Source organism: Paenibacillus haidiansis (assembly GCF_036553665.1).
Classification (GTDB): domain Bacteria; phylum Bacillota; class Bacilli; order Paenibacillales; family Paenibacillaceae; genus Fontibacillus; species Fontibacillus haidiansis.
Map to the genome: position 1 here is coordinate 30,995 of NZ_JAZHPZ010000011.1, position 26,261 is coordinate 57,255.

Here is a 26,261-nt window from a genome sequence, read left to right on the forward strand (position 1 = left end):
GTAAATTAAGTTTGGGGGGAAGCCGTTATGAGTCATTCGCCCGTATTGCAAATTGAAGAGCTCACCGGGGGATACAGCTTAGGGCACCCGGTGCTTCACGACATTAATTTCGAGGTGATGCCGGGAGAGATGGTCGGCTTGATCGGTCTGAACGGGGCCGGCAAAAGCACGACGATGAAGCATATCCTCGGATTGATGACCCCGCACCGCGGCGGGGTGGCCGTCCGGGGCAAAACAAGGGATGAGGATCCCGAAGCCTATCAATCCTCGCTGGCGTTCGTACCGGAATCTCCGATGCTGTACGAAGAGCTGACGGTACGGGAGCATATGGAGTTTGCAGCTCGCGCTTACGGTGTAGGAACGGAGGATTACGCGCAGCGCGAAGAGCGGCTGCTGAAGCTGTTCCGCATGGAGGAAAAGGCGGACAGCCTGTCGATTCATTTATCCAAAGGGATGAAGCAGAAGGTGATGATCATGAGCGCCTTCGTCGCCCGGCCGCCGCTTTATATTATCGACGAGCCGTTTCTCGGACTCGACCCGCTCGGCATCCGCTCGCTGCTTGATTTCATGATGGAGATGAAATCAAGCGGGGCTTCCATTCTGCTTAGCTCGCATATATTGTCGACGATCGAGAATTATTGCGACCGGTTTATCGTTCTCCATCGCGGGGCGGTCATCGCTCAAGGCTCCTTGTCCGAAATCGCCCGGCAGGCCGGCATGCCGGGGGCGGCGCTCGAGGACATCTTCTATAGCCTGGTCAAAGAAGGCGGCGAGTAGGCCATGGCCATGAAGCTTGGAGAACTGCGAAGCCGCCGCAAGTCGTCCTTTTGGAGCAAGGTGCTCCCCTTCCTGCCGTATGTTTTCCAGAGCGGGGTAGCGGTGCTGTTCCTGCTGCTGCTGATCGCTTTTTCCGCCTGGTATACGTCTTTTCTGCAAAATATTCCCCCGGGGCTGCCGGTCCTTTGGATCATGCTCGTGCTGCTCGGCCCGCTGACGGTTTACTCGGGGTTTAGAACCTATATGCAGCCGGCGGATGTCGTGTTCCTGCTGCCGCAGGAAACCGGCATGAAGGAGTATCTCCGACCCGCGCAGCGCAGCGGAATTATCTATAAGCTGATCGGGCTTTATATCCTGCTGATTATTCTGTGGCCGCTTTACATACGCAGCGGTGCCGAAGTGCGGCATCCGTTCTGGCTATTCCTCGTCATCCTGCTTTTGCTCAAGCTGCTTAGCGCTTACGGAGCATGGCAGGAGCTGCGGATTTCCACCTCGCGGGCCAGAGCGGGTTACCGGCTGCTCCGCTGGTGCTTCATATTATTGCTGCTGGCCGCCTGGCTATGGCAGCCGGCTTGGAAAAGCGCGCTGTTTACGCTGCTGCTGGGCATCAATTATCTGCTCGCCCTGCGCTTCCCGATGAAGCATAACGTGCCGTGGGAAAACCTGATCGCCGCCGAGAAATCGGGAGCGGCCAGGGTGATGATGATACTCGGCTGGTTTGTCGATGTTCCGGCGGAAGGACAGAAGGTGGTCCGCAGACGCTGGCTGTCCGGGGTAGGCAACCGCATTGCCTGGAACCGGGCCGGAGCGTACCGCTTTCTGCTCACGAAGACTTTTATCCGCAGCGAACTGCTCGGAATTATAATTCGGCTTACCCTGCTCGGCATGATCGTGGTCGGCTGGAACGGGAAAACCTGGATGGGCGCCGCCGTCTATCTGTTTTTTGTGTTCCTTGCCGGTACGCAACTTACCGTATTGCGTCATGTACACAGCGACACTCCGGCGGATTCCTACTATCCGATTCCGGCAGGCTCGCGCCAGCGGGAGACGGTCGCTCTCGCTTTCCGCGTGTTGCTGGGAATCGTCTTGCTGGTGTGGCTCCCAATGCTCTTCGGCCCGGGGAACAGTGCCTTGTTCCTGTTCGGAAGCTTGGCCGCCGGGCTGGTACTGGCGTTTGGTCTAAGATCTTCCTGGACACGCAAGTGGCGGGAGGAAGAAGAGGAGTAAGGGAGGGGAAACCTCCCTAGGGGCCCAGAGGAGACTGGCGAGTTATGGGAATTAACTGTAATTGATACAGCTAATTTCTCATTAAAGGGCAATCTGGACGGATTAGCTGGATTTCCTCCAGTTAATTTAGCCGGATGATCATGGAGACGTGGACGCGGACGCAAAAAAGAAGACCGCCGGAGAGAGGGAAACTCTGCTCCGGCGGTCTTTTCATTTGGATTATAAGCTTGCTTAAATGAAGAATGTACGGCTGATGATAACCAACAGAATAAAGAGAACCAGAATTACGCCAGTGCTGGTCCACAGACCGCCGTAGCCGCCTCTTACTTCTTCAACTCCGCTCATTGTCAGTGCCCCTTTCCCACAGAATAAATCGTTGTTACGGGATTATTCTATGAGCGAGGCGTTTTGGGTGCTTGGGCTAATACACCATGCGGCAAAATGGTTTTTAGCCTTGGAGGTCCTGGACACCCCGGTAAATGAGGTCGAACAGATCTTCCAGCTGATCTTCGGCGATACAGGAGAAGGCTACCCGCAGATCGGTATCGCCCAGCGCGATCGTGCCGACGCCGTATTGGGCGATCAAATGCTGGCGGAGGGCTTCGGCATTCACCGTTTTTAGCTTAAGGCACATAAAGTAGCCGGAATTGAAAGGATAATACTCCCAAACGTCGCCGTACTTACCGCTGTCCAACAGCGCCTTGACCTTGTTGGCCCGGCCTTTCATCACTTTGAATTTATCGGCCTTTTGATCGCCGAATTCCGGAGATTTCAAGGCTTCAAGCACAAAAGTTTGGGAAGGGTGGGCACCGCTCGAAATCGTGGCGCGGATAATGCCGGTCGTTTTCTGCTCCAACGCGGCCAGTACGCCGGCGTCTTCGGCGGCGTAAGTGATGAATCCGACCCGGAAGCCCCACACGTATTCTTCTTTGGTCGCGCCGTCAACCTTAACCGGCATAATACGCGGATGGCGTCCGGCCAGTTTGCCGAACAGCGATTCGGACAAGGAATCTTCGAAGAACAAGCCGAAATAGGCGTCGTCGGTGACCACCACGACATTGATTCCCGCTTCCGCCGCTTCCGTGATCGCGGAGACGATTTCTTCGCCTTCCTTGGCTCCCGGCGTGTACCCTGTCGGATTGTTCGGGAAATTCAGGATGACGACCGCTTTCCCCTTGTCCTTTTGGGCAAGCAGCGCTTCGCGCAGCCCCTGGCTGTTAAACTTCATATCCTCGGTAAACAACGGATAGTTGACGATTTCCGCATGGCGGCGGATGCCGAAGGTCAGCTCGTAATTTTCCCAGTTTTTGTCCGGGTAAATCACCGCGTCGCCTTCATCCACGAACAGATCGGCCACGATGCTGAGGCCGTGGGTCAGCGCGTTGGTCGCGATCGGATTACCGAAGCTTTTGCCCGCCAGGGACGGGCTTTCCGCGATCATTTTTTCGCGCCATACTTTACGCAGCTCGGGTTTGCCGGCAGGTGGAGCGTAAGGATACAAATCCTGCGGCTTGTAGGCCGACAAATTGTCCTGGATAACCGCCAAATGCATCGGCCCGCCGTTTTCGGTCGCGATTCCGATCGTGGCGTTGTATTTTTTCGCTCCGGCCGTCGCTTCGGCGGATTGGCTCAAAATGCCTTCCTTCGGAAAATAAATCTCTTTGCCTAGGGTGGAAAGCATCTCGTACACGTGGATATTGCCGGATTTCACATTTTCGTTTAACTGCTCCGCGAGTGGGTTCATCACGTTTTCATCCTTCCAATTCGGTTTTAATAGGGGACTTATTCCGATTAAACTGCCTAACATTATAACACCCTCGCCCCATAACCGTCACTGGCAAATCAGATATTCTCCCCGAAAGTTCCGTTATGTCTCGGACAGAACCGCTGCATCAACGCGATGGTTTCCCGGTCCATCTCCCTGTCCCGTTCTTCAAGCCCGCTCACCACATCCGAAAAATCGGCCTCCTTCATATTTTGTCCGAATTTGAATTTGGCGCTCATATCCGCGGGCACGATCTTAAACACGGAGACGGCCTTCAAGTGGCCGGCATACTGCGGATCATCGGCCCGGATCGGGTCATATCCTCCTTCGGGCTGAAGCTTTTCCATAAACAGCGTCAGGGCGGCCGCCTTCTCCTCGGGGCTGTGAATATGTTCGACCGTTCCCCGGACCATCACGCTTTTAAAATAAGCCGATGCCGGACAAGCCAGCTTGGGATCGGTAAAATAGGACGGAATGAGCGCATATTCCTTCGCCAACGTAAAGCTGACCCGGGGATCATGTTTCAAATGCTTCATCTTTTCCCCAGCCAGGCTGCCGTGAAAATAAAAATATTGCCCGTCGTACGCGAAATTAAGCGGCGTAACCCGGCTCCATCCGTCCGGTCCCACCGTGCCGAGAAAGCCGAAGCTCATCTCCCGCAAAAATTCCTCAATCTCTTGACTGTCTTCCACCGCGAATTCCTTTCGGCGCATCGGAACTTCCCCCTTCATCATCCTGCTTATTTATTTGGCTTACTTATATTCAACAAGTCTAGTCCGGGAATTGACATAAAAAAAGAACCACTTTAAATTAATTTTAATAGTCCAGTTTATATGAAATTGGTCCAAAGGGGGGCCGGTCCTGTGAATTTTTCAATCCCGTTTCATACCTACAGCCGGCAGTATCGATATAAATACCAGGCTCTGTACCATGCGATCCGGTCGGCCGTCCATGACGGCACCCTGCCTGCGGGAACCCGCCTGCCTTCCTCGCGGGAGCTCGCCCGGGATTACGGCTTGTCCCGGGGAAGCGTCGCTCACGCCTACGACCTACTCCAGGCGGAAGGCTACGTCTATTCCTCCGCGGGGAGCGGCACCTACGTCGGCTCGGTGATGTCCGGATCCGGGGGCTCGCAGCCCGCGGCCGCAAGTGCGGAGATCTCATTATCGCCGTGGGGAGCGAGAGTGATGGAGCAATTCCAGCAGCCGGAGGGGTTGGAGGGGCCCGAGGCGGGGGAGATACCTGCGGCGTCCGGCCCGGACGGCAAGGTCATCTCGTTCACGGACAGCGGGCCGTCAATGTCCGCGTTTCCGCTAGGCCCATGGAGAAGCGCGCTGGCCTGGGCCGCGCGGGCCAAGCCGGACGCGGAAGGCTTGGGGCCGCCCGCCGGCGACCCGGAGCTGCGCGGCGCCATCGCCGCGCATTTGCGGCGCAGCCGCGGCATTGCGGCAGATGCGGAGCAAATCTGCCTCTTCAGCGGCTCGATGCAGGCGATCGCGCTGCTCGCCCAGCTGCTGCTGGGCGAAGGCGAGCGGGCCGTCCTGGAGGACCCGTGTTACCACGGGATCGTCAGGGCGGTCGCCGCCTGCGGAGGAGCCGTCGTCCCCGGGGCGGTGGACGGGGACGGCATCATCCCGCGCGATTGGGACGCGCGGGTGCTGTTCGTAACGCCCGGCCGGCAATATCCGACCGGGGCGGTGCTTTCGCCGCAGCGGCGGCAAGAGCTGCTGGCCTGGGCGGCCAGGCGGAACGCGGTCATCGTCGAGGACGATTACGACACCGAGTTCCGCTGGGCCGGCCGGCCGCTGGAGCCGCTGAAGGCGCTGGACCAAGGCGAGCGCGTCGTCTATATCGGCTCGTTTACAAAGACGATGTTCGCGTCCCTGCGCCTTGGCTACGCGGTGCTGCCGCGCAGCCTGGTCGGCCCGGCCGCGGCGGCCAAAGCGCTGTACGAGCCGGTGCCGCCGGCCTGGCTCGAGCAGCGGGCGCTGGCCCGCTTCATGCGCCGGGGCGATTATGAGCGGCACCTGCGCCGGATGCGCCGGATCTACAGCGCGAAGCATGAGCTTTTCCGGCAGGCGCTGGCTAGGGAACTTCCCGGGCTGTTTTCGCTCAAGCCGGCCGATGCCGGGCTGCTCGTGTACGCGAATTGGCTGCGCTCGCCCCGCGAGTACGAGGCTTTCCGCGAGGCGGCCCGACGCCGCGGCGTGCTGTTTCGGGAAGGAGCCGTTTACCGGCTCAGCCCGGGGCCGCCCGCGGCCTGTTTCAGCTTTTCCCATCTGGAGGATGATCAGTTGCTGGAAGGGGTATACCGGCTAGCGCTTGCGTGGAAGGATATTTCAGAAAAGCAGATTTAGGAGTATAATCGAAATAATACTCGCAGTTAGTAGACAAGTTATCGACATACTCTATATGTTCTGAAGGAGGCTAGGAGATGCTTCATATATCGCCATCCTCGTTCATTTTGAAGCCGGCCTTTGCCAAAATCGTCTGCGAACCGGGATGGAAATGGCATAAACGGGAAAAGCCGCTGCAAAATTACGATTTATTTTATGTATGGAGCGGCGAGGGGACGGTTGTCTTGAACGATCAGCCCATTCCGGTCGGGCCGGGAAGCTGCTTTCTGTTCCGTAAGGGAGACCATACGAGCGCCACGCACAATCCGCAGCGTCCGTTGGTGCTGACTTACATTCATTTTGACGTGGCCGAGCCCGTCACCGAGGTACCGGGTCCTTACCGGAAGCTCGAGGAGACGCTGGATTTCGAGTACATGCTGTCCCGCTACGTCCGCCTGTTTTTAGTCAAGCCCTACGGGGGCGAAGAAGAGGCGCGCCTGATTTTAAAACAACTGCTCATTTATTTGCTCCGCGAGGAACGGGAGCTTCCCCGGGAGAAAAAGGTGAGCAACCAGCTGAACGAAGTGATCCAGGAGGTGGCGAATTATTGCCTGCAGCATCCGGGCCTGCCGCATAAAGTGGAGGATTTGGCCGCCCGGGCGGGGCTGTCGCCGCGTTATTTCTCGATCAAGTTCAAGGAAATTATCGGGATGTCCGTGCAAACATATATAATCAAAACCCGGATCGACCGGGCCCAGCATTTGCTGCTGCACGCCGGCATGAATGTCACCGAAGTGGCCGACGCGCTCGGCTACAGGGATATCTTTTTCTTCAGCCGCCAGTTCAAGCAGTATACGGGTAAAAGTCCTTCCGAAATCCGTTGACATACAGAGTATCACGTACTTGCTCTCTTTTTTTCTGACTTGCTGTTTCATTTTCATTCCGGATGGGTAATAACCTTTTATTGCCGGAGTCCGGGAGGAGGTGTACAGCATGGGAAAAAGACGGCGGATGCGCAGCCGGGAATGTCCGGTACCGGGAAGCAGCATTTTTCGCTACCGTTCTCGGCGGTTGAGACGAATCGGCCGGGAGGTGGAGGCCTGGTTTTAAGATGGTTCCGTTGATTTGTATGTCTTTTCCGATATGGAATCCAAACGCCGGGAGTGGGAATGACCCTATTCGGGCGTTCATATAGCATGAGAGTGCCAAGACGGTTGAAACCGGGGCTCAAGCCTCCGGATTTGGCCGTCTTTTTGCATATCGCCTTATAAGTTCCCCCGACTTTGGTCCAGAAGTGATCTGGTCCGGGGACTATGTTCGATTTTTTTCCAATAGGTTATGATAGGGGCGCAATTGATTTTATACATAATTAGTTGACTACCATTAACCGGGTACCAATATAGGAGGATGTAATTATGAAGTTAAAGTCCAGGCCGGCGGCACTCGCTGCCGCGGTAGTTGCGGTGGCGTTGCTTGCAGGCTGTTCATGGGTAGGGGAAAAGGAGAAAGATACGGCGGGAACGGCGGCGGATACGCTTGAGCAGAACATAGAACAAAACATCGAACAATTCGTTGAAAAGACGGTGAAAGAGGCGGAAGAGGCAGCGGAAAAGGCGTGGGATAACAGCGAGGTTAAGCTTACAAAAGCGGACCCGGCATCTTTAGAGATATCGGCTTCCTTACCCGTAGAAGCGGCGTCGGAATTGAAGGTCGAGAATCCGGTCGGGAAAATCAAGGTTGAGCCGGCGGCCGGAAGCGACCTTTCGGTAAAAGTGAAAATCTGGAGCCCGAACAAAAAGAAATACGGGGAGAGACTGCAGGCTATTTTTGAACAGGCGCAAATCTCCATTACCCCAAGCGGAGAAGAACTGTACGTGTCTACGCATGCCAAGGACGATCCCGATCTTAATCTGTGGGAATGGGCACAGGATCAGTACGGATTTTCGGATTTTAGCCTCGAATATACCATCGGAGTTCCTGCGGAAATCCACGCTTTTCATATTACCAGTCGTGTAGGGGATGTTGTCCTTAACGGGCTAAAGGGTACCTACCGGGTTCGAAGCGATGTCGGGGCGATCGAGCTCAGGAATGCGAGCATTGAAGGGGAGTCGGAAATCAGTACTTCCACGGGGAGTGTGGAGCTGGAAATCGCGGACATCGAGAGTACGGGAAGCCTTCAGGTCCGGGCGGATACCGGGAGTATTGAAGCGGAGCTGGACGATTCGCTGAATTGCGATCTGGAGACGAAGGTCGAGCTGGGTTCGATCAGCGGAGCGCCGAAGGGCAAAAGCCAAATTGGCGACGGAGGCCCGCTCGTGTCCTTGTCCGCCTCCTTGGGATCCATCGAGATAAAATAAAAGCCTTGGGCGAAGCCTATTTCGGCGCCGAACAAAAACGGCCGAGCGGCTCGCCCATTTTGATTTTTTGCCCTGGGGCCCGTTCCGGCGAAGGCTGAAACGTCCCGGTCTGGGTCAACAGAACGACGGTGGAGCCGAATTCGAAATAGGCGAGATCATCGCCTTGGCTCCAGCTTGAAGCTTGCGCATCGGTATAACGGATGCTGCTTACATTCATCGCGCCTACTTTCACTAGGGCTATTTCGCCGTGGCTGTGCGACAGATAAGTAATCAACCGCTCGTTGCGGCCAAGCACGTTTTTCATCCGTCTCATGCCGAAATCATTGACCGGATACGTTCGGCCCTTGATATGCTCGCTCTCCAGCTTCGTGCCGGTGACCGGAGCATGGATCCGGTGGTAGTCGCTCGGACTAAGGTAGAGCACAAAGGCGTACCCGTGCTCATAGGCTTGGGCGCGCGGCGAGCGGTTTAGCAAATCTTCCAGCGTGTAATCCTGGCCTTTGACGTTCAGGATCGTACCGGATTCGATCTTCCCCATAAAGGTAATCAGCGCGTCGACCGGGCTCGTCAGCCCGTCCAGCTCATGATGGATGGGGCGAGCCCCGGTTTTTAGTTTGCGCGTAAAAAACTGGTTTAGTGTTCTGTACTCACGCAATTCCATCTCCGCTTCATGCAGCGGGATGCCGTACGATTTGGCGAACCAAGGTATCGCATACCGGCTCAGTTGAGAATGGGAGAAACGCCCGATGATCCCGGAGATCCATTTGCGGGAAGTCAGCTCCGTCATCCATTTCATCCAGTTCGCGGCCAAGTTGCATCCTCCTAACACCCATTTCCCTGTTCGGCGGGATCATGATTCCGTTTCCACTTCCGCTTATATTGACACAGAAAAGGGTTGAAATCAACCTGAAAGTGATGGTTTCCGTATCATGTTCCGAGCTTTCGGAAGAATGAGAAGGGTTTTTGGCATTTACTGATCCATTGGATATGGTATATAATGGAACAGGTGAAGCACACTTTTATGATCGCGCTGCGATGGATGAAGGTGTGTTTTTTGCGTGCTTGAATTTCCTGATTTTATCAAATTATATAAGTAAAAGGAGGTTAAAGTGCCGTGGTTCACGAAGTTAGTATTGTTAATTAGTGGAAAAGAGTACGAGGAAATGATGCCGGATAAGAAAATTTTGGAGTAAAGAGGGGATTGTATGATTCGGAAAACGGCAATTTGTACGGTCGCTATGGTATTGGCGATCTCGCTGGCATTACATACAAGAGGGGTTCCCGCGTTTGGGGCGTCCGCTACGTTTACGGATATTAACGGGCATTGGGCGGAAGCGGCCATTAACGCCGCAGTTGAAAAAGGCTATGTTGACGGCTATATCGACGGAACTTTTCTTCCAAACCATCAGGTAACTCGAGCAGAGTTTCTGAAAATGCTCGTTTCGGCCCTGGATATCACCGTCAGCTCCACGGAAGGCGGTTCATGGTACGCTCCGTTTCTTGAAGCAGCCGAGTCGTCAGGCATTTATGCGAATGGCGACTTTGGGGATACGGACTGGACTAAGCCCATGACCCGCGAAGAAATGTCCATCGTCGCGGTGAGAGCTCTTGGGATAAGGGACGTTGAAGAACAGCAATGGATGTATCTTGCAACGAAAAACGGGATTATTTCCGGTACGGGCACCGGGCAACTCTCCCCGGACGGGGTCACAACTCGCGCCCAGGCGATTACGGTAATTGAGCGCATTCTCTCTGTGAAAAACGGCGGGCAACTGCCGGTAGATAAGTACGCCGTTGCCGCGGCCGAAGTCTACTGGCACAAGACGAATATCTTTACCGTTGCGGAAGAAATTTTTAATGGGCCGGATAATAACAAAAATAGAGGCATCAATTCGTGGAAACTTTCCAAGTTAACTGTTTCTTCACCTGACGGGTCTGTTGTAGGGGTTGTAGATGAGCTAATTGCAATCGATTGGAATGACCCTAATGATCCAAACCGGAAGCTATTACCTAATAAGGATAACCTCTTTAGAATTTCGAATGGAAAAGAAGTGGCTTTTACTGATGACTTGCAGGCCTACGTGATATTACTCAATTCACATTATATAGTTAATGAGAAGCCAATATTATATCCGGGTAATGTTCTTAGTTTGTCGATTGGCCCTTATAACGGATACTCTACTGAGAATCAGTTAATTAATTCGCAACCTATAGTATCCAAGGATGATAATAATGTAATCAATGCATTAGTGATTCCGAAAACGGGATTTAGTACATCTGGATATATAACCGTACATGTTGAAACAATTTCTGCTGGTGCTCCAGTTTATAAAAGTATTCTTTCAGACTCAGTATTAAACAAGTAGGGAAGTGGGGGAGGTGAATAAGCTTAAAGCAGTATCCATCATAATTATCGTAAGCATTTTCCTTCAATATTCATTTCCTACTAGATTTATAGCTCCTTTTGTTATGGCTGATGGAGAAGACACAACAACTCAAGACATTCCTTATGAGGTGAATTCTGATTCTGACGATTATGTTTATGGTGGTTATATTTTTTCGGATAAGCCTCAACTTGATACAAATCAGGTAACTATAACAGCACCAATCGGTAAAGTCATAGTTAAATTGGAATGGGTTGATAAGACCACCGGAGAACCAATAAGGTCTATAACAGGATTTACTTCTGGTGTGGCTACATGGACCGGGAAAGACACTCTCTCAGGGACTAGATTAAAGGTGACATCTAAAAGAAATACTAACTATGGGGGAGTCTATTACTGGACTAGAGGATCTATTTACAACGCAGATAATTGGTATGGTAAACATTGGAGGGCCGGAGGGGAAAATGTCTCGATCTATGATAGTAGAGGTTGGGACGATAATGTCCCTACTGAATCTAGCAATCCTGATACTGGCCAAAGTTATGAGGGTAATGCACTTCCAAGATATCCTGGAGCTAGGGATACTCAGTTAAAGGCTGTTATTCCTCAAACATCTGGATTTTTTGTAAATGATCTATCAAGTCCACTGGATGGACAATGGATCCAAAATGGGGGAATCTCAAAAACTGATGTAACGGCTTCTAGAGTAGACCCTGATGTCAACACTAGAATTCCAGATGTTCATGGAATAGGTGGCTACACAGACCCCAGTACCATTGGCGGCCAAGTCTATCAGGTAGATGATATCTCCAGCATCACCATCAATTTCACGCAAACTTTCAATAATGACACCAACCGCATTTATTTTGAAGCCGCGGGTGCGAAGCAGGTGTGGTATTTTTCCAAGTTTTTTGTGGATTTTGATTCTTACACTTATATCTATAAAGACAAGCTGCTTCGGGCTACGTTCTCTACCGGTGTTGGCGAGCCCGAGGAGCCGGGCGGCGGCGATCCCGGAGGCGGAAGCGGGTCGTGCTCTATAAAAGTTAGCTCTCCAAGCCAAACAAGCGTCTCTGCGCATGCGGCAATGGACCCCTTGGCGACGGGGGTAATTCAGGCGGACGAGCGGGACAATGAACAATTTGACGTATTGGACGGGATTCCGACCTCGGAATCTCTGTATGTAAACGTGTTTGGCCTAAATTATTTGTATCAACACGAATGGGGGAACATGACCGGTGAAGTGACTTATACCGTGCCTGTGACAAAGGAATATATTTTGAAATGGACCGTACCAGGGAGGCCAAGCACCGGTCCGGACGATCCCGGAACTCCGGATGAGCCCAAGGAGAAAAGAAAAACGGTCAGGGAGAACATCGAAGTTACGAGAAGCTACTCCTATTGGCAGATCAACAATCTTGAAGCTTACAAAGTCACCAAAACCGAGGTTTCCAACTATGCGTTGCCCGGGGAACAGGTAACCATTACCCCATCCGGATATACGCCGCCCACTTTAACCTCCGACAATAGCACGAATGTAAATGACCATGTAGAGCCGGCGCGTTGCGAGGCATTGGACTTGGGGAGTGAGACCGTTTCCGGCGGTTCATCAGAACCTTCCCTCCCCAACTACAGGAGTGAGTTTGAATCTGAAGCCGAGTCAAGCGTTGGCGAGAACCGGGTTAAAAACGATTATGTGGTCTTCAACGGCGAAACGATTATGAGTAACGGTTGGGTAAATGAAACCACGCCTCTCCCTCGTACTATCCCTTCGCCCGCGACGATGGGCCGCAATGTCTTATATGGGCACGATTACAAGATCAGCAGCACCAAAGTGAATAAGAAGGATACTGCGACCACCGGCAAGATCTATTACTCGCTAATCCCCGGAAACATTAACGGCGGAAGCGACAAGAACTTTAATGTGAACGGGTTGAATACCGTTACTGTCCATACCCCGACGGTGATCTATGCGGATGCTTCCGACGATCGAGAGCATAATCAAAAAACCGAGCCTGATTATAACCGACGGGCATTGATCCTTGACAGGTCCTTTCAGATTTTCATGCCAACGTCCGGCCAGCATCGCAATATTTTAGGTTACGGGGATCGGGACTATGCCAAATATATTAAAGAAAAACAGGTTCGCTTTCCATTCGATGTGTACACCGAAGACAAGGAAACCTATTATTTTGCGAATACCTGGATAACGATCCCGGTGCATGAAGAAGAAACGACGTTTTACTTGCCTGTGTGGGTGGATGAAGGATACTATGATGTGGAGTTTCGGACATTTGCGGAAAATGCGCCTTCCGGCGCTACGAATCAAACTCATGCGAACACGAATCTTTCTCATCATATCGCCTATGACACCGTTCCGGTCGATGTCATCGGACGGGTATACGATTTTCGGGTGACGGATATCGCCGATTACAACTGGGAGACGGTTTTCCGCACTGTGACCGGGTCGGCGGAACCTACCGGAGCGTCCTACTGGACGGGACTAAACGGCATCGACGGCAGGCCTCGGGGGAATTCGCCCTTATTTACGCTGCCGATCCGTCCCGGGAGCCATCCCTTGTACAAAAACGCCGTGCTCAAGACCGGCTACCATTTCAAGTTCGACCTGAAGACCAAAGGCAATATGTTCGGGCCGGGGGACTCGATCCGGATCACGCCGTCGTTTTATTTTGTAAGCGCCAAGGACGGTTCGCGGACAAAAGTCGATTTATACTACCAGGCGGGGAACCGCAGCTATGTCAAAATCGGCTCCTCGCGGGACGAGGTAAAGCGTTATGTCATCTTGAACGACCGGCTGCGGAACGTTCCTTTGGAGGAACTGACCGATACCGCGCTGTATAAATACGATCACGATTACACTTTCGATCAGGTGGCGGGGATCGGACGGACTCAGTTCGTCCGGACTTATGTACAAAAAATGACCCGGCAAAAAACGCCGGTGGGCAGCTTAAGCCTGATGGAGTTAAACGCGCGCATCCGTACCCTAATCGGTCCGAAGTACGATATTCCTAGCGGGGTTAACACTGCAAGGGCCAACGCTGCGGTACAAAAATGGTACGGGGAGTACAGCCTTCCCGCCGATTTGTACGCGGTGAAGGCGGGCAGCAATGTGGCCGAATACGGCCGCACGCATAACGGGTTGTCCGACAAATCGGATATATTTTTGAAGGATGGATTTATCGTCGTCAATTTCAACATTGAAACGATTCGTAACGGAAATACGGGTAGTCCTTATTTGCAGTACATTGAAGCGCCGCTCGTAAACCAGTGGGTTGACATGGAGGGATATGCCCGTCAGGTCACGGATCCGTATGGCCGGAAATTGTCCTTGATGGACGGGGATGTCGTATTTTATGAAGCGGACCGTTCCAGCCGGGACGATTTCCGACCGATGGTGACTCACTAAACGATTATCTTTTTTCTAATTTATACTTGCCTATTTGGTAAGAACTAGGTATATTTAATTCAATCGCATATGGGGATACGGGGGCTTGAGCGAATCAGGCTGAGATGGCAGCATACTCCGCTGCGGACCGTGAATCTGAACTGGATAATGCCAGCGTAGAGAATCTTTCGTCCGGAATTTGCCTGATTTTTTCATGCATGCTTCCCGTGGACCTAGTAACCGGCTGACCTTGTTCAGCCGGTTTTTTGTTGCGTCCCCAAAATAGTTGTCAAAAGGAGAGAGGCGTTATGGAGCAATCTACCAATCAACCGAAGCAAGCAAAAGGATTAAATGATCGAAGAAGAGGGCTGAAACTAAGCGATTTGCTGGTAACCGTGCTGGTATCCATCGTGCTCGGCGTAATTTATCATTTCTGGAGTTCCGTCTATAATCTGTTCTCCCCGCTCTTTCCCCAAGCGGATGAACTCGTCTACGGGATGTGGTTCATTGCCCCGACGCTCGTGTTTCTGCTGATCCGCAAACCGGGGGTCGCCCTCATTGCCGAGGTGGCGGCGGCCCATGTGGAAATTTTGTTCGGGAGCGAGTGGGGGATCCAGCTCGTGCTATACAGCGTATTGCAAGGATTGGGCGCGGAACTGGTATTCGCTTTGTTCCGTTATCGCAAATTTTCCGGTTCGGTGGCCGCTTTGGCGGGAATCGGAGCCGCGGCCGGCTCCTTGATCCCGGATATTTATTACGGCTATGTGGCCGACTACGAATCCTGGCTGCTCATCGCGAAATACGTCATGCGCGCCGTCAGCTCCGCGCTCATTGCCGGCTATTTGGCCGCCGCGCTGGCGAAAGCGGTGGAAGCGACCGGGGTTACCCATTTGCTCCGTCCCGTCGCCGCCAAAGATTATGCGGCGCTGGACGATTGACCGATGGAAAGCTCAATTTATACCGGCGAAGCCGCGGCCGCGGTTCAAAATTTGCGGCTCAAATTTCCGGGCGAGTGCGATTTTATCTTCAAGGATTTTTCTTTTTCGGTAGAACGCGGGGAAAAGCTGTTATTGCTCGGGCCGAGCGGGTGCGGCAAATCGACGCTGCTGCAGGTACTGGCCGGCGTTATCCCTGGGGTTGTCGAGGTGCCGATGAAATGCTCGGGACAAATCATCCCCCCCTCCCGGGGCATTCTGTTTCAGGATCCGGATACCCAGTTTTGCATGCCTTATGTGGATGAGGAACTGGCTTTTGTCCTGGAAAACCGGAATGTTCCGCGGGAAGAGATGCTCCCCCGGATGCGTGAGGCACTCCGGCAGGTCGGCCTCGATTTTAATGAAATCCATGTTCTGATTGACTCCTTGTCCCAAGGGATGAAGCAGCGGCTGGCTTTGGCCTCCATTTTACTGTTGGACCCGGACGTTCTGCTGCTTGACGAGCCGTCCGCCCTGCTCGATCCGGAGGGACGGCGGCAAATATGGCAAGCGGTACGGCAGATCGCCGGTCAACGGACGCTAATCATCGTGGAGCACCGGATTGAAGAGCTGCTGGAATTGGGATTGGTCGACAGAGTTGCCCTGATCGGTCCGTCCGGACAACTGTTGGGCCAAGGAGCGCCCGCGGAGCTGTTTTCCCGTTGTCGCAAGGAGATTGAAGCTTACGGGATCTGGCATCCCGGGGTGTGGGAGGGACGGAATCGCCCGGAAATGACGGGAAGACGGACGGACGCCGCTCCGCTGATCGAACTGTCCGAATTTCAGGGCTTCCGACAAGGAAAGGAAGTGATCCGCGCGGAGCGGGCCGCGTTGTTTCCCGGGGATTTCGTCGCGGTCACCGGCCCGAACGGGGCGGGCAAAAGCTCGCTGCTGCTGAGCCTGATCGGGCTGCTGCCGTCCAAAGGGGAGTACACCTTGTGCGGACAAAGGATATCCGGAAGCGGCTCCCGAAAACGACGGGTGAGATTCGCGGCGGACCGCATCGGCTTCGTCTTTCAAAACCCCGAATTTCAGTTTGTGGAAAACGAGGTGATCAAAGAGATCGCTTTTTCTATGATCGAAGCCGGCGTACCGGCGGATGAGGCCTGCCGGCGGGCGGAAAAGGCGCTATACGAGTTTGGATTGGCTGGACTGGGGCAACGCCATCCCTATCAATTATCGCTTGGACAAAAGCGCAGGCTAAGCGTTGCGGGGGCGGCGGTAATGGATAAGCCCGTGCTGCTGCTTGACGAGCCGACATTCGGGCAGGATGCGGTAAACACCTTTGCGATTCTCCGCTTCTGCCAGGAACTGAGGCGCAAAGGAATCGCGATCATCATGGTGACGCATGAAGAGAAGATCGCCGAGACGGCGGCGACCCGTAGATGGGAAGTCCGCAATGGGGTATTGACCGATTACGGGACCGGTGAATACCATGCCGAACCATTAACCGGAGCGGTGATTCCCGAGGGCCGGCAAGAGGATGCGGAGCGGGTGACGGTATGAACTCCGTGTTAGCGCCTTCCGCCCGGACCTGGATGCACCGCGCCAATCCGGTGTGCAAACTGGTTTATGTCGTCCTGCTCTTTTTCGTCGGCTTATTTACGCACCGGATCGATTTTATGTTTTATCAGGCGGCGCTATTCACGCTGCTGTTGTTTTGGCTAAGCGGATACGCTTTATGGAAGGTGCTGTTGATCGTACTGTCTTTCGGACTGCTGTTTGTCTCTTCCTCGTCCACGATGATCCTGTTCGGCAAAGGGGATACGACCTGGTGGGAATGGGGCCTGATTTCGATTTCGGAAGAAAGCTTCTACCGCGGGCTGCATATCGGTTTCAAATCCGTTGCGTTTGCGGCGGAAGGCTTGCTGTTCGTCATGACGACCTCATCCGTCGCCCTGTTCTACGCGCTGATGCAGAAAGCCAAGCTTCCGCCCAAATTCGCGTACAGCTTTATGGCCTCCATTCGGCTGCTCCCGATGGTCTGGGAGGAGTATCAGATCCGCCGGAATGCGCTTAGTATCAGGGGAATGCGAAGGTTGAAAGGCCCGTTCGGATGGCTCTCGGCGATCAGGCTGTATGCCGTACCGCTGCTTTCGCAAAGCATCCGCCGCGCTCACCGGATAGCGGTTGCGATGGAAGCGAAGGCCTTTGATCTGAAAGGGAGGCGGACCTATTATTATCCATCGGTTTTTTCCCGGTTCGACGTTCTGATCGCTTTAATTATCATCGCTGCGGTGGCTTTGGCCGCGGTATTAAGCAGCCGCTTTCCGCTATTCGATATTTCGGATATTAGGTACCTTGCCAACTCTTAAGCTATATTTCCTTATCATCGTCATAAATAAAGCTGCCCTCTTTCTTTTCGGAAAGGGCAGCTTTTGTTCATTTTATAAGCTTAGGTGTTTGGGAGTAAACAAGTAAGCGGAGGCGGGATGATCGATTAAATGGCGGGCGAAGGCCATCGGCTGCTGGTAGGTATCCTTCCAGGTTTTTTCCATGCCTGCTTTCCGGAATCCATAACGCTGATCCCGCCCGTTGCATTCTATAAAGTAGGGATGACCGTTTGGCGTCAAACCGATATCCATGCCAAGGTCCCCCAGAAGCGGCAGATGGCATGACAGCCGTCTGGCAATGGTCAACGCCAGCCCTTTTACTTGGGAGATGACGGCGGGAACGAGCGCCGGGGGAAGTGCTTCGACCAGCAATTGGGGAGCGGGGTATGCGTCTGCTCCCTTGGCAAGATTAGAAATAAAGCTCCCCGGCGGAGCCGCCTTCGTAAACATTCCGGTAACCCCCCATATTCCGCCGGCCCCGCGTTGGACGGTCACGCGCAGATCAATGGGGCGCCCCTTGTATTCCGCCAGCGGAATACGCTCTTGGACCAGATACGGAACTTGCTTTAACAGGCGATAGAGCCAATTGGGCAGCTGAGAGCCCCGCAGTTTTATGGTATCGGGTTTCTTTTGGCCTTTAGCGGGGGATAACAGGAGTTCCCATTGGGTTTTGGTTTTTCTCAGCCTCATGACCCCGTGCCCGATCGAGCCGCGAATCGGTTTGAGGATCAGGTCGGAATGGCGGACCATCATGCGCTTTATGGACGAGGGGGTTGCAGCGTGCGTCTCGGGCAAGAAGCCGCGGAGGTACGGGTCGTTCCATAGCAGCCCATGAATCGCGTCTTTTCCGTAACGGTTGCTCACATTAAATATGCACGTGCCTTGCGATTGAAGCGCCTGGATTTTTCGGCGGGCGGCCGGCTCGCTGTATAATGCACGGTTATGGATTACAGGCGGGATCGGAATGACGGTCTTGACGTAGTCCCGCCCGTTAAATACATACGCAATGGTCTTATTTTGCTTCAAATCGATATCCCCGAGGCGAAGAAAGCAGGGGATCAATCCGTATCTCCGTGCGGCCTCCTCATAGTTGGCCAGCGACTCCTGACCGGTCTTGCTCCGGGGGATTCCCCTGTACATGCTGGAATTAAGCAAAATACCGACATGGTCCTGCCCCATAGGCGTCTTCCTCCTTCGATACGGCTTCCCTATCACTTTATGTTGTCCGGGGCGGAAAGCGTGGACGACTGTTCTGCGTCAGTAGCCTGTTTTATGGAAAATGCGGAGGGATTGCGGCCGGCTCCGGGCATCCGTCACCATTGTCGTGAACATTCCGTATATTTATAAAAGCAAATGGTGCGTTAGGAAACTCCGGGATCATAAAGGAGGAACCAAGCTTATGGAAGTCCCCAAGGTGGCGGTTGTTACCCCGGGTTCGTTCGTTATTCCTTCCGGGCGAAGCAGCTCGGTGGAACGGGTGGTGGAGAAAATGTCCCCGCTGGCCGCCAAGCAGTTGGATATTCGCATATACGGGCTTGCGGACATCCGCCTGCCCGCGGTCGGGTCGGTGGGCGGCATTCCTTGTTACCGCTTGCCCGGGGGGAAGCGGTATGTTCCCTCGATTTTGCGCCATCTTAGGGCATGGCGGCCGGATACGGTGGATGTCCATAACCGCCCGCTGCTCGCCTACCGCCTCAAAGCCCGGCTGCCTTTCGCCCGGGTCTTTCTTACCCTGCACTCCACCACATTTATCGCCTGTACGCCCCGCATGTCGGAAGCCCGGCTGTTTCGTATGCTCGATTCGGTGGACGGTTTGATCGTCAACAGCCTGTTTTTAAAGGAGGAGCTGCTCCGGAGATTTCCGGACTTGAAAACGAAAATAACAGTGAATCCGCTCGGGGTCAGCCTGGACGATTTCGTGCCGAGATGGACTCCGTACGGCGAGTCGCTGCGGCAGGCAAGGCTTAAGGATTTAGGGTGGGAGGACAGGAAGATCGTCCTGTTCATCGGCCGTCTTCTTCCTTCGAAGGGGGTGCACCATCTGCTAAGGGCGTGGGAAAAGATCATGCAGCGGGAACCCGCTGCGATGCTGCTTATTGTCGGGAGCGCCTTCTATGGAAACGACCGGGAGACACGTTACGCGAAAAGCCTGAAGAAAATGGCGAAGCCTTTCGGGGCACGGGTCGTATTTCTCCCGTTTGTTCCGTATCCCAAAGTGGCGGATTGGTATAACCTGGCCGATGTAGTTGTCGTTCCGTCCGGTGACGAGGAAGCGTTCGGGCTGGTCAATGTGGAGGCGATGGCCTCCGCCGTTCCCGTGATCGCCACAAAAGCGGGAGGGATCCCCGAGATCGTGAAGCACGGGGACTCGGGTTTTCTTTTGTCGGAAGACGAGCTTGGCCGGAATTTGGCGGCTCGGGTGCTGTATCTGCTGGAGCATGAAGAAGAGCGAAAAAGGATGGGGCAGGCCGGATTCGATATGGCCCGCGGCAAATTTCGCTGGCAGCATACCGCGGATAGATGGGTCAGCCTGATCAAAGAGGGCTGAGCCGACTGTAAAGCTATGAATTTCACAAAGTTTCGTATAGCGCGGAGCGTTGGCTGCCGCGCTATTTATTATGTCCGCGGAAGGAAACGGGGCTGTACGTTTGCCGTTGCAACCCCCCCAAAAGCGACATACACTGAGGTAGATGCTCAGTATATTCAGGAAACTTGGGAGGTGGCAGGCTTGATTCCTAAGAGCAAACCCGGCACCCGTTTCAATAGAAAGCGAACCGCTCCCAAAAAGGCGGTGAAGCGGATCAATAACCACCCGAGTCCTTTGGTTTCCATCATTATTCCAGCTATGAATGAAAGAATTTCGCTTCCGGCCGTGCTGCGCGAAGCCGGCCGGGTGCATCCGCGCAGCGAGACGATTGTGGTGGCGAACGGTTCGGCCGACGGTACGCCGAAGATCGCCGCCAGGCTGGGAGCGCGGGTGCTTTACGCCGCGGAGCCGCTTGGACATGATGTGGGCCGGCGCCTTGGGGCGCAAGCCGCGAAAGGCACAGTCCTGCTGTTTATCGATGCGGATATGGTTATCCCGGCCAAAGAGCTGAGACCTTTTGTGGAGGCGGTATGCAGCGGCGTCGATGTGGCGCTGAACGGCTACACCGGACCGGTAGGCAAGCAGGAAGCCCATCCGGTCGTCCTCGCCAAGCATGTGCTGAATGCCTGGCTGTCCCGTCCCGATCTGCAAGGAGCTTCGTTGACGGCGGTTCCGCATGCGCTCAGCCGCCGGGTGCTGGAGAATATCGGCCCCGGCGCCTTGGAAATTCCCCCGCTGGCGCAAACGATGGCGATAGTCCGGGGATGGAATATCCAGGCGGTTCATACGGTTCCCGTCGGCAAGATCAATCCGCCGCGGCGGAAAAAAGGCCGCAGCGATCCGCTGGCATCGCTCGTTGTCGGAGATCATTTGGAAGCCACTCAGTGGCTGATCGCGCAGCGGGGGGACCGCGGTGGCTACGAAGATCTGGGACGATTGCGCGATAAGGTAAGGTGATGAAATGAACCGCTTGAAATCACGGCGGCCGCAGGCGAGCATTCGCAGCCGCCGATACAAACGGGGGCGATTAATGGGCCGGAACCGGGTTATTTCCCATTCCCGGTTACTCCCGAAACGGGCCCCCGTAAACGAAGTTCAACCCCAAAACGTCGAACAGCCGAAGGATACTGGCGAATATGAGGCGGCAAAGGCGGGAAGCCACGCGGCCGCCGGCCTTCAAGCGCCGGAGCGCTCGCGAAGCCATATGCAGGAAACGTATCTCGTCTGGTTTCCGCCCGAATCGGCGCGGCAAGTCTCCGTCCCGGATGTGCTTGGCCGCTCGTACGCCTATAGCAGGGGCTACAACTCCGGTGCACTTCCTATAATCAATTTTATTCCGCTTCCGCTGAGTGGTGCCGCATCGGCCGTCGTTTCGGCGAGCAATGAGGAGCGGACCCTGCCGCAGGTTCTGTCCGAGCTGCTCAGGCTCCCCTTCCGGGAAATCATCGTGGTGCTGAATGGCTGCAGCGATCAAAGCTTTGACAAGGTTCCGAAGGACCGGCGGATCGTCAAGCTGAACTTTCCCGACAGGCTTGGCCATGATGTCGGCCGCGCGCTCGGAGCGAATGTCGCTACGGGGGACATCCTTCTTTTTACGGACGGAGATATACCGCTGCCGGCCGAAGAACTGGCCCCGTTTCTTCTCTCGGTCGATCACGGAGCCGATATGGTGCTGAACGACATCTCCCCGTTCCTCCCTCCGTTCTCCCGCCAGGACGAGGTGACGCGCTGCAAATCCTTTCTAAACCTGTCGTTAGGCCGGCCGGACTTGAAGGCCAGCTCTTTAACGGCGGTGCCGCATGCTTTGTCGAGGAAGGCGCTGACTGTGACCGGTATCCCGGCGTTAGCGGTTCCGCCGAAGGCTCAAGCGATCGCCTTGGCGCACGGCTTGAATGTATGCGCCCCCTATTCCGTTAATGTTCTGCGCGGGAATCGGATCCGCAGCGGAAATACCGGAACGGGAAACGCCGTAGCCAGACTTATTATCGGCGATCATATCGAAGCATTGGGTGAAGTGATGAAAACGGAGGGCCCGCGGCTCAAAACCACCAGACTGTCCCGGAGCGAGCTTGCGAAAGCGAGGAATGCCCCTTGAGCAATTTCGGTCTCACCAGCATCATCATTCCCACACATAACGGCCTCCATCTGCTGGCTTCCTGTGTTGAGGCGATCCGCCTCCATACGGATGTTCCTTACGAGATTATTGTCGTGGATAACGGCTCTACGGACGGAACGGATTCCTACTGCATCCGCGAGAAGCTGATTCTCGTCGCCCTGCCAGAAAACAGAGGATTTCCGGAAGCGTGCAACCGGGGGCTTGCGGTGGCGTCGGGCGATCAGGCGCTGCTGCTCAATAACGATGTGCAGGTGACGCCGCGCTGGCTTTCCAATTTGCTGATCGCGCTTTGGAGCGAAGCCGGGGTAGGAATGGTCGGTCCGGTTACCAATTATGCCAGCGGCGGGCAGCAAATCAATCTTCTTTACCGGGACGACGAAGATTTCGTATCGATCGCGGAGCGATTCAACCGTTCCAATCCGGTAAAATGGCAGGAAACCGAGCGCCTGATCGGTATGTGCCTGTTAATCAAAAGGGAAGTCATGACCCGGGTCGGTGTTCTGGACGAACGGTTCTCACCGGGTCATTTCGAAGATGACGATTACTGCTATAGAGCGCGCCGGGAGGGATACAAGCTGCTGATTTGCGGGGATACCCTGGTATATCATGCGGGAAGCGTCAGCTTCAAAGCCCGGCATCCGCAGGGGTGGAACGATCTGATCGATCGCAACCGAAACATTTTTATCGCCAAATGGGGTGTAGACCCATGGAAGTTAATATAGTCGCTCTATTACTTGGGGAGGGGAGCTTATGAAAGGTGTGATTTTGGCGGGAGGCACCGGTACACGTCTATACCCGCTGACCCGGCTGATCAATAAACATTTGCTTCCGGTCGGGAGTCATCCGATGGTCTGTTATGGCATTGAACGGCTGCGTCAAGCCGGAATCACCGAAGTTCTCATGGTAATCGGGAAGCAATCGTCGGGATTGTATACCAATTTTCTCGGCAGCGGAGAAAATTTCGGCGTCAAGTTGACTTACCGGGTGCAGGAGTCGGCCGGCGGGATCGCCGAGGCGCTTGAGCTCGCTGACGGGTTCATCCATCCCGGCGAAAAGTTTGTCGTGCTGCTGGGGGACAATTTGTTCCTTGACGATCTGACTCCATACGCGGAGAAATTCAGGCTGCAGCCGGCCGGAACCGCAAGGGTACTGCTCAAGCCGGTAAAGGATCCGAGACGATACGGAGTGCCCGTGTTTCACTCTGATCGGCCCGAATTGATCGCTTATATCGAAGAAAAACCGAAATCGCCGAAATCGAATTATTCCGTTACAGGCATTTATATGTACGATAGCGAGGTGTTCGGACTGATTCAAGGCATTACCCGATCGGCGCGGGGGGAACTGGAGATTACCGATGTCAACAACTTGTATGCGGCAGACGGTAAGCTGGAGTACGACGTATTGCAATTGTGGTGGGGGGATGCCGGTACATTCGAATCGCTGCAGGAGGCCGCGATTCACATGAAAGGCGTACTTCCTTAAGCTGGGAGAGGGGAGATATGCGGTATGCCGGCCAGATGGAAAAGGGGAGGAAAACGAAGATTTTCCCGCCGGCCGGGACGAAAGTCCAATTCGGCCCTGGCAAAACGGCGTAGGCGGCTCCGGTCCGGGCGGAGACGAGAGAACCCCGGCGGCGCCGCACCTGCGGAGAATGAAATGGTGACGGAAACCGATGACGAAGCGGTTGCGGAAAGCAGAAGCGAAACGGAAACCGAAACCGGAAGCGAAGCGGAATCCGGCTTGCCGGGAGCCGCCGGTCTGCCGGACGCGTTTCAAATATCGGAGCTGGAGAAAGCGGCGATTTTCGAGGAGGGTTACCGTCAAGGCATATTTGAAGGCGGTGAAGCAAGGCTGGGAAGAATGATTCCCCGCTTTACGCTTCTTCCTTATTTGACGCTGGACGATGTGATCCGCGCCGGCCTGGGGGTTCTATCGGCTTCCCTGGTTCCTTTGATGACTCCGGCCGACGTGTACAAAACGATATCCAATGCGCTCGCGCAAAAGAAACCCTTTTCGCTGGTTCGGGTGGGGGACGGCGAATTGCTGACACTGGCCCATGACACGTTTCTTCCTTGGGATCAGGCTCTGCATAAAGGGCCGTTCCTGCCTTATGCCGGCGTCCAGTTGCCCAATCCGGCGGCCAGGGAAGCTTTGGCCGCTTCCCTGCGCATGGCCGATCTTGTAGGCGTTCCGGAATCGCGGCACCCGTCTTTTCAGGGATTGCTATTCCCTGTTTTAAGGCATTACGGAATGGAGATATCGAAGCTCCGCTTGACGACATCGACCATCAACTACGCGTTGAATGAAGCGGGCTTGCTCCATAAGCTGTTGAAGGAGAACCGGCTGCTTCTGATCGGTAATGCCGCGCCTAGTCTGGCCGGCTGGCTTGCCGGCGGAGGGTACACCGTCGCCGGGGTGATTTCTCCGGTCAACGGGATAGCCGATGTGGATTCCGTTATGGAGCGCGTAAGGGCGGTCGATTTTGATCTGGCCCTGGTTGCCGCCGGGGTCGCGGCAGTCATCATTTGCCCGCGGATCTCCTCGGAACTGGGGAAAGTAGCGTTTGATTTCGGCCATCTGGCCGATAAGCTTGTGACGGGAGAGGTCGCGCTGATTGGACACGGGGAGGTGTATACATGACAGAGGGGAACGCCGATTTTCGCAGAGGCTATGAAGCGGGCTATTCCAGAGGATTTACCGCCGGAAAAACAACCTTCGGAAACCGGTTTGAAGGGGTTAGCATCATCATTCCGACCTTTAACAAGAAGGAGATGCTCCGCGAATGCCTCGATAGTATCGAGGCTCATACCGAGCACCCCTATGAAGTGATCGTCGTCGACAACGGCTCGGAGGACGGAACGGCGGAAATGCTGCGCCAGCGAAGGGGGAATCTTCGTTTCACGGTTCACCCGCGAAATTTGGGATTTGCGCGGGCGGTGAACACCGGCCTGATGATGGCGAAGGGCAATTATCTCTTGCTTTTGAACAATGACGTATTAGTGACGGAGCGCTGGTTAAGCCAAATGCTTGCCTGCTTGAAGGAATGTCCCGGCGCCGCTGCCGTCGGGCCGGTGACCAATTACATCGGCGGCGAGCAGCAAATTCAGGTGCCGTACGCCGATATTCGGGGAATGCGGGAATTTGCGGCTGCCTATAACCGGAAGGATCCCTCCAAATGGTGGGATACCGATCGTTTGGTCGGATTCTGTCTGCTGTTCTCGCGCAAGACATTTGAAGAGACTGGTTATTTAGACGAAGGGTACGAAATCGGAAATTTTGAAGACGACGACTGGATGGTCCGGCTGCGTTTTCAGGGGAAGCGGCTGAAAATTGCCGGGGATACGTTCGTCCACCATTACGGAAGCGTTACGATGAAGGGGCTGGGCCCTCAGGGCTTTTTCGAGACTAACAGCCGGAATGAGAACTTTTTTACCGACAAATGGGGTTCGCCCCACGAAGCTCTTCAGCGGATGAAGTCGCAATTCCGGGCTTCCGCCGGATCGCGCAGGATGGCGGATTTTTTCCCGCCGGAGCGCTGGGTTCAAAACTGCAACGGCCGGGTGTATCGAATGGCCTACGGCATGAAGTATCCCGTCGCCTGGCAGCTTGTAACCGATGATATTAGAAATGAAGCCGTTCGCTTGTCGGTTGTCGATCTGGTGCAGTTTCCCACCGGACCGGAAATCACGGCCTCGCAGGAGCTGACCGCGATGAAACGCCGAAAGGACGACGTGGAAACAATATACCGGGATGCCGCGGGACAATTGTATTTGACCGATCGGGGCGAGCGCAGATATTTGATTTCAAAATATACTTGCCGGGCCTGGTGTTATTCGTATCCGGAGTATGAAAATGCGCTCGCCGAGCATGCGGAGCTCCCGGAGGGACTGCCGATCCTGCCGCCCGTCCGGATTCTTTCGGAAGATTTATGAACAGCCGTATCGTGAGGAACGGCATAGTTCCATGGTGCATATGCTGGAAACAGGATCATACCCGTGG

At 54.5% G+C, this 26,261-nt stretch carries 22 protein-coding genes and 1 riboswitch; of the genes, 17 read left to right on the forward strand and 5 right to left on the reverse strand.

Annotated features, from left to right (window positions below):
• Positions 1–27 precede the first annotated feature (27 nt).
• Both V3851_RS18940 and V3851_RS18945 read left to right on the forward strand, forming a co-directional pair.
• Positions 28–777, forward strand: a complete 750-nt coding sequence (locus tag V3851_RS18940; RefSeq protein WP_331848125.1) for an ABC transporter ATP-binding protein — start codon at positions 28–30, stop codon at positions 775–777.
• A gap of 3 nt (positions 778–780) precedes the next feature.
• Positions 781–2,004 carry an ABC transporter permease gene (locus V3851_RS18945; RefSeq protein WP_331848126.1) on the forward strand — a complete coding sequence of 408 codons (1,224 nt, stop codon included), beginning with the start codon at positions 781–783 and terminating at the stop codon, positions 2,002–2,004.
• Between the two features lie 231 nt (positions 2,005–2,235).
• On the opposite strand, the gene V3851_RS18950 is transcribed toward V3851_RS18945, so the two are convergent.
• From V3851_RS18950 to V3851_RS18960, 3 genes are all read right to left on the reverse strand, one after another.
• Entirely contained in the window at positions 2,236–2,349 is a 114-nt protein-coding gene (locus V3851_RS18950; protein ID WP_212941163.1) for a YjcZ family sporulation protein, read from the reverse strand.
• A gap of 103 nt (positions 2,350–2,452) precedes the next feature.
• The gene (locus tag V3851_RS18955; protein WP_331848127.1) at positions 2,453–3,748 is read right to left on the reverse strand and encodes an aminotransferase class I/II-fold pyridoxal phosphate-dependent enzyme; all 1,296 of its coding nucleotides are present in this window, start codon (positions 3,746–3,748) and stop codon (positions 2,453–2,455) included.
• 98 nt (positions 3,749–3,846) lie between these two features.
• Complete coding sequence (locus V3851_RS18960; protein ID WP_331848128.1) at positions 3,847–4,482, reverse strand: pyridoxamine 5'-phosphate oxidase family protein; 636 nt, start codon at positions 4,480–4,482, stop codon at positions 3,847–3,849.
• Between the two features lie 150 nt (positions 4,483–4,632).
• Here V3851_RS18960 and pdxR point away from each other — a divergent pair, with 150 nt between their 5' ends.
• The 3 genes from pdxR to V3851_RS18975 all read left to right on the forward strand — a co-directional run bounded on the left by pdxR (position 4,633) and on the right by V3851_RS18975 (position 8,462).
• A complete protein-coding gene (gene pdxR / locus V3851_RS18965) occupies positions 4,633–6,126 on the forward strand; it encodes a MocR-like pyridoxine biosynthesis transcription factor PdxR (protein ID WP_331848129.1) in 1,494 nt (497 codons plus the stop codon).
• A 77-nt stretch (positions 6,127–6,203) separates the two neighbouring features.
• Positions 6,204–6,989, forward strand: coding sequence for an AraC family transcriptional regulator (locus tag V3851_RS18970; RefSeq protein ID WP_331848130.1), 786 nt, complete (start codon positions 6,204–6,206; stop codon positions 6,987–6,989).
• A 531-nt stretch (positions 6,990–7,520) separates the two neighbouring features.
• Complete coding sequence (locus V3851_RS18975) at positions 7,521–8,462, forward strand: DUF4097 family beta strand repeat-containing protein (RefSeq protein WP_331848131.1); 942 nt, start codon at positions 7,521–7,523, stop codon at positions 8,460–8,462.
• 16 nt (positions 8,463–8,478) lie between these two features.
• On the opposite strand, the gene asd is transcribed toward V3851_RS18975, so the two are convergent.
• On the reverse strand, positions 8,479–9,273 hold the full coding sequence (asd, locus tag V3851_RS18980; RefSeq protein WP_331848132.1) for an archaetidylserine decarboxylase: 795 nt from the start codon (positions 9,271–9,273) through the stop codon (positions 8,479–8,481).
• Between the two features lie 394 nt (positions 9,274–9,667).
• Here asd and V3851_RS18985 point away from each other — a divergent pair, with 394 nt between their 5' ends.
• From V3851_RS18985 to V3851_RS19005, 5 genes are all read left to right on the forward strand, one after another.
• Entirely contained in the window at positions 9,668–10,828 is a 1,161-nt protein-coding gene (locus V3851_RS18985) for an S-layer homology domain-containing protein (RefSeq protein WP_331848133.1), read from the forward strand.
• A gap of 907 nt (positions 10,829–11,735) precedes the next feature.
• The gene (locus tag V3851_RS18990) at positions 11,736–14,273 is read left to right on the forward strand and encodes a DUF5704 domain-containing protein (protein WP_331848134.1); all 2,538 of its coding nucleotides are present in this window, start codon (positions 11,736–11,738) and stop codon (positions 14,271–14,273) included.
• Between the two features lie 67 nt (positions 14,274–14,340).
• Positions 14,341–14,452: riboswitch (TPP riboswitch) on the forward strand.
• 108 nt (positions 14,453–14,560) lie between these two features.
• On the forward strand, positions 14,561–15,190 hold the full coding sequence (locus V3851_RS18995; RefSeq protein WP_331848135.1) for an ECF transporter S component: 630 nt from the start codon (positions 14,561–14,563) through the stop codon (positions 15,188–15,190).
• Between the two features lie 3 nt (positions 15,191–15,193).
• Positions 15,194–16,732, forward strand: coding sequence for an ABC transporter ATP-binding protein (locus V3851_RS19000; RefSeq protein WP_331848136.1), 1,539 nt, complete (start codon positions 15,194–15,196; stop codon positions 16,730–16,732).
• Positions 16,729–17,541, forward strand: a complete 813-nt coding sequence (locus tag V3851_RS19005; RefSeq protein WP_331848137.1) for an energy-coupling factor transporter transmembrane component T family protein — start codon at positions 16,729–16,731, stop codon at positions 17,539–17,541. Before V3851_RS19000 ends, V3851_RS19005 begins: the two co-directional genes overlap by 4 nt.
• A 72-nt stretch (positions 17,542–17,613) precedes the next feature.
• On the opposite strand, the gene V3851_RS19010 is transcribed toward V3851_RS19005, so the two are convergent.
• Positions 17,614–18,738, reverse strand: coding sequence for a YheC/YheD family endospore coat-associated protein (locus V3851_RS19010; protein WP_331848138.1), 1,125 nt, complete (start codon positions 18,736–18,738; stop codon positions 17,614–17,616).
• A 220-nt stretch (positions 18,739–18,958) separates the two neighbouring features.
• Here V3851_RS19010 and V3851_RS19015 point away from each other — a divergent pair, with 220 nt between their 5' ends.
• The 7 genes from V3851_RS19015 to V3851_RS19045 all read left to right on the forward strand — a co-directional run bounded on the left by V3851_RS19015 (position 18,959) and on the right by V3851_RS19045 (position 26,194).
• Positions 18,959–20,107: a glycosyltransferase family 4 protein gene (locus V3851_RS19015; protein ID WP_331848139.1), complete on the forward strand. Its 1,149-nt coding sequence runs from the start codon at positions 18,959–18,961 to the stop codon at positions 20,105–20,107.
• A 171-nt stretch (positions 20,108–20,278) separates the two neighbouring features.
• Positions 20,279–21,103 carry a glycosyltransferase family 2 protein gene (locus V3851_RS19020; RefSeq protein WP_414859334.1) on the forward strand — a complete coding sequence of 275 codons (825 nt, stop codon included), beginning with the start codon at positions 20,279–20,281 and terminating at the stop codon, positions 21,101–21,103.
• A 4-nt stretch (positions 21,104–21,107) separates the two neighbouring features.
• Positions 21,108–22,241, forward strand: a complete 1,134-nt coding sequence (locus V3851_RS19025; protein WP_331848140.1) for a glycosyltransferase family 2 protein — start codon at positions 21,108–21,110, stop codon at positions 22,239–22,241.
• Positions 22,238–22,984, forward strand: a complete 747-nt coding sequence (locus tag V3851_RS19030) for a glycosyltransferase family 2 protein (protein ID WP_331848141.1) — start codon at positions 22,238–22,240, stop codon at positions 22,982–22,984. The genes V3851_RS19025 and V3851_RS19030 overlap by 4 nt, the downstream gene beginning before the upstream one ends.
• 28 nt (positions 22,985–23,012) lie before the next feature.
• A complete protein-coding gene (locus V3851_RS19035; protein ID WP_331848142.1) occupies positions 23,013–23,744 on the forward strand; it encodes a sugar phosphate nucleotidyltransferase in 732 nt (243 codons plus the stop codon).
• Positions 23,745–23,768: 24 nt separating this feature from the next.
• Positions 23,769–24,902, forward strand: coding sequence for a GT-D fold domain-containing protein (locus V3851_RS19040; protein WP_331848143.1), 1,134 nt, complete (start codon positions 23,769–23,771; stop codon positions 24,900–24,902).
• The gene (locus V3851_RS19045; RefSeq protein ID WP_331848144.1) at positions 24,899–26,194 is read left to right on the forward strand and encodes a glycosyltransferase family 2 protein; all 1,296 of its coding nucleotides are present in this window, start codon (positions 24,899–24,901) and stop codon (positions 26,192–26,194) included. Before V3851_RS19040 ends, V3851_RS19045 begins: the two co-directional genes overlap by 4 nt.
• Positions 26,195–26,261 lie beyond the last annotated feature (67 nt).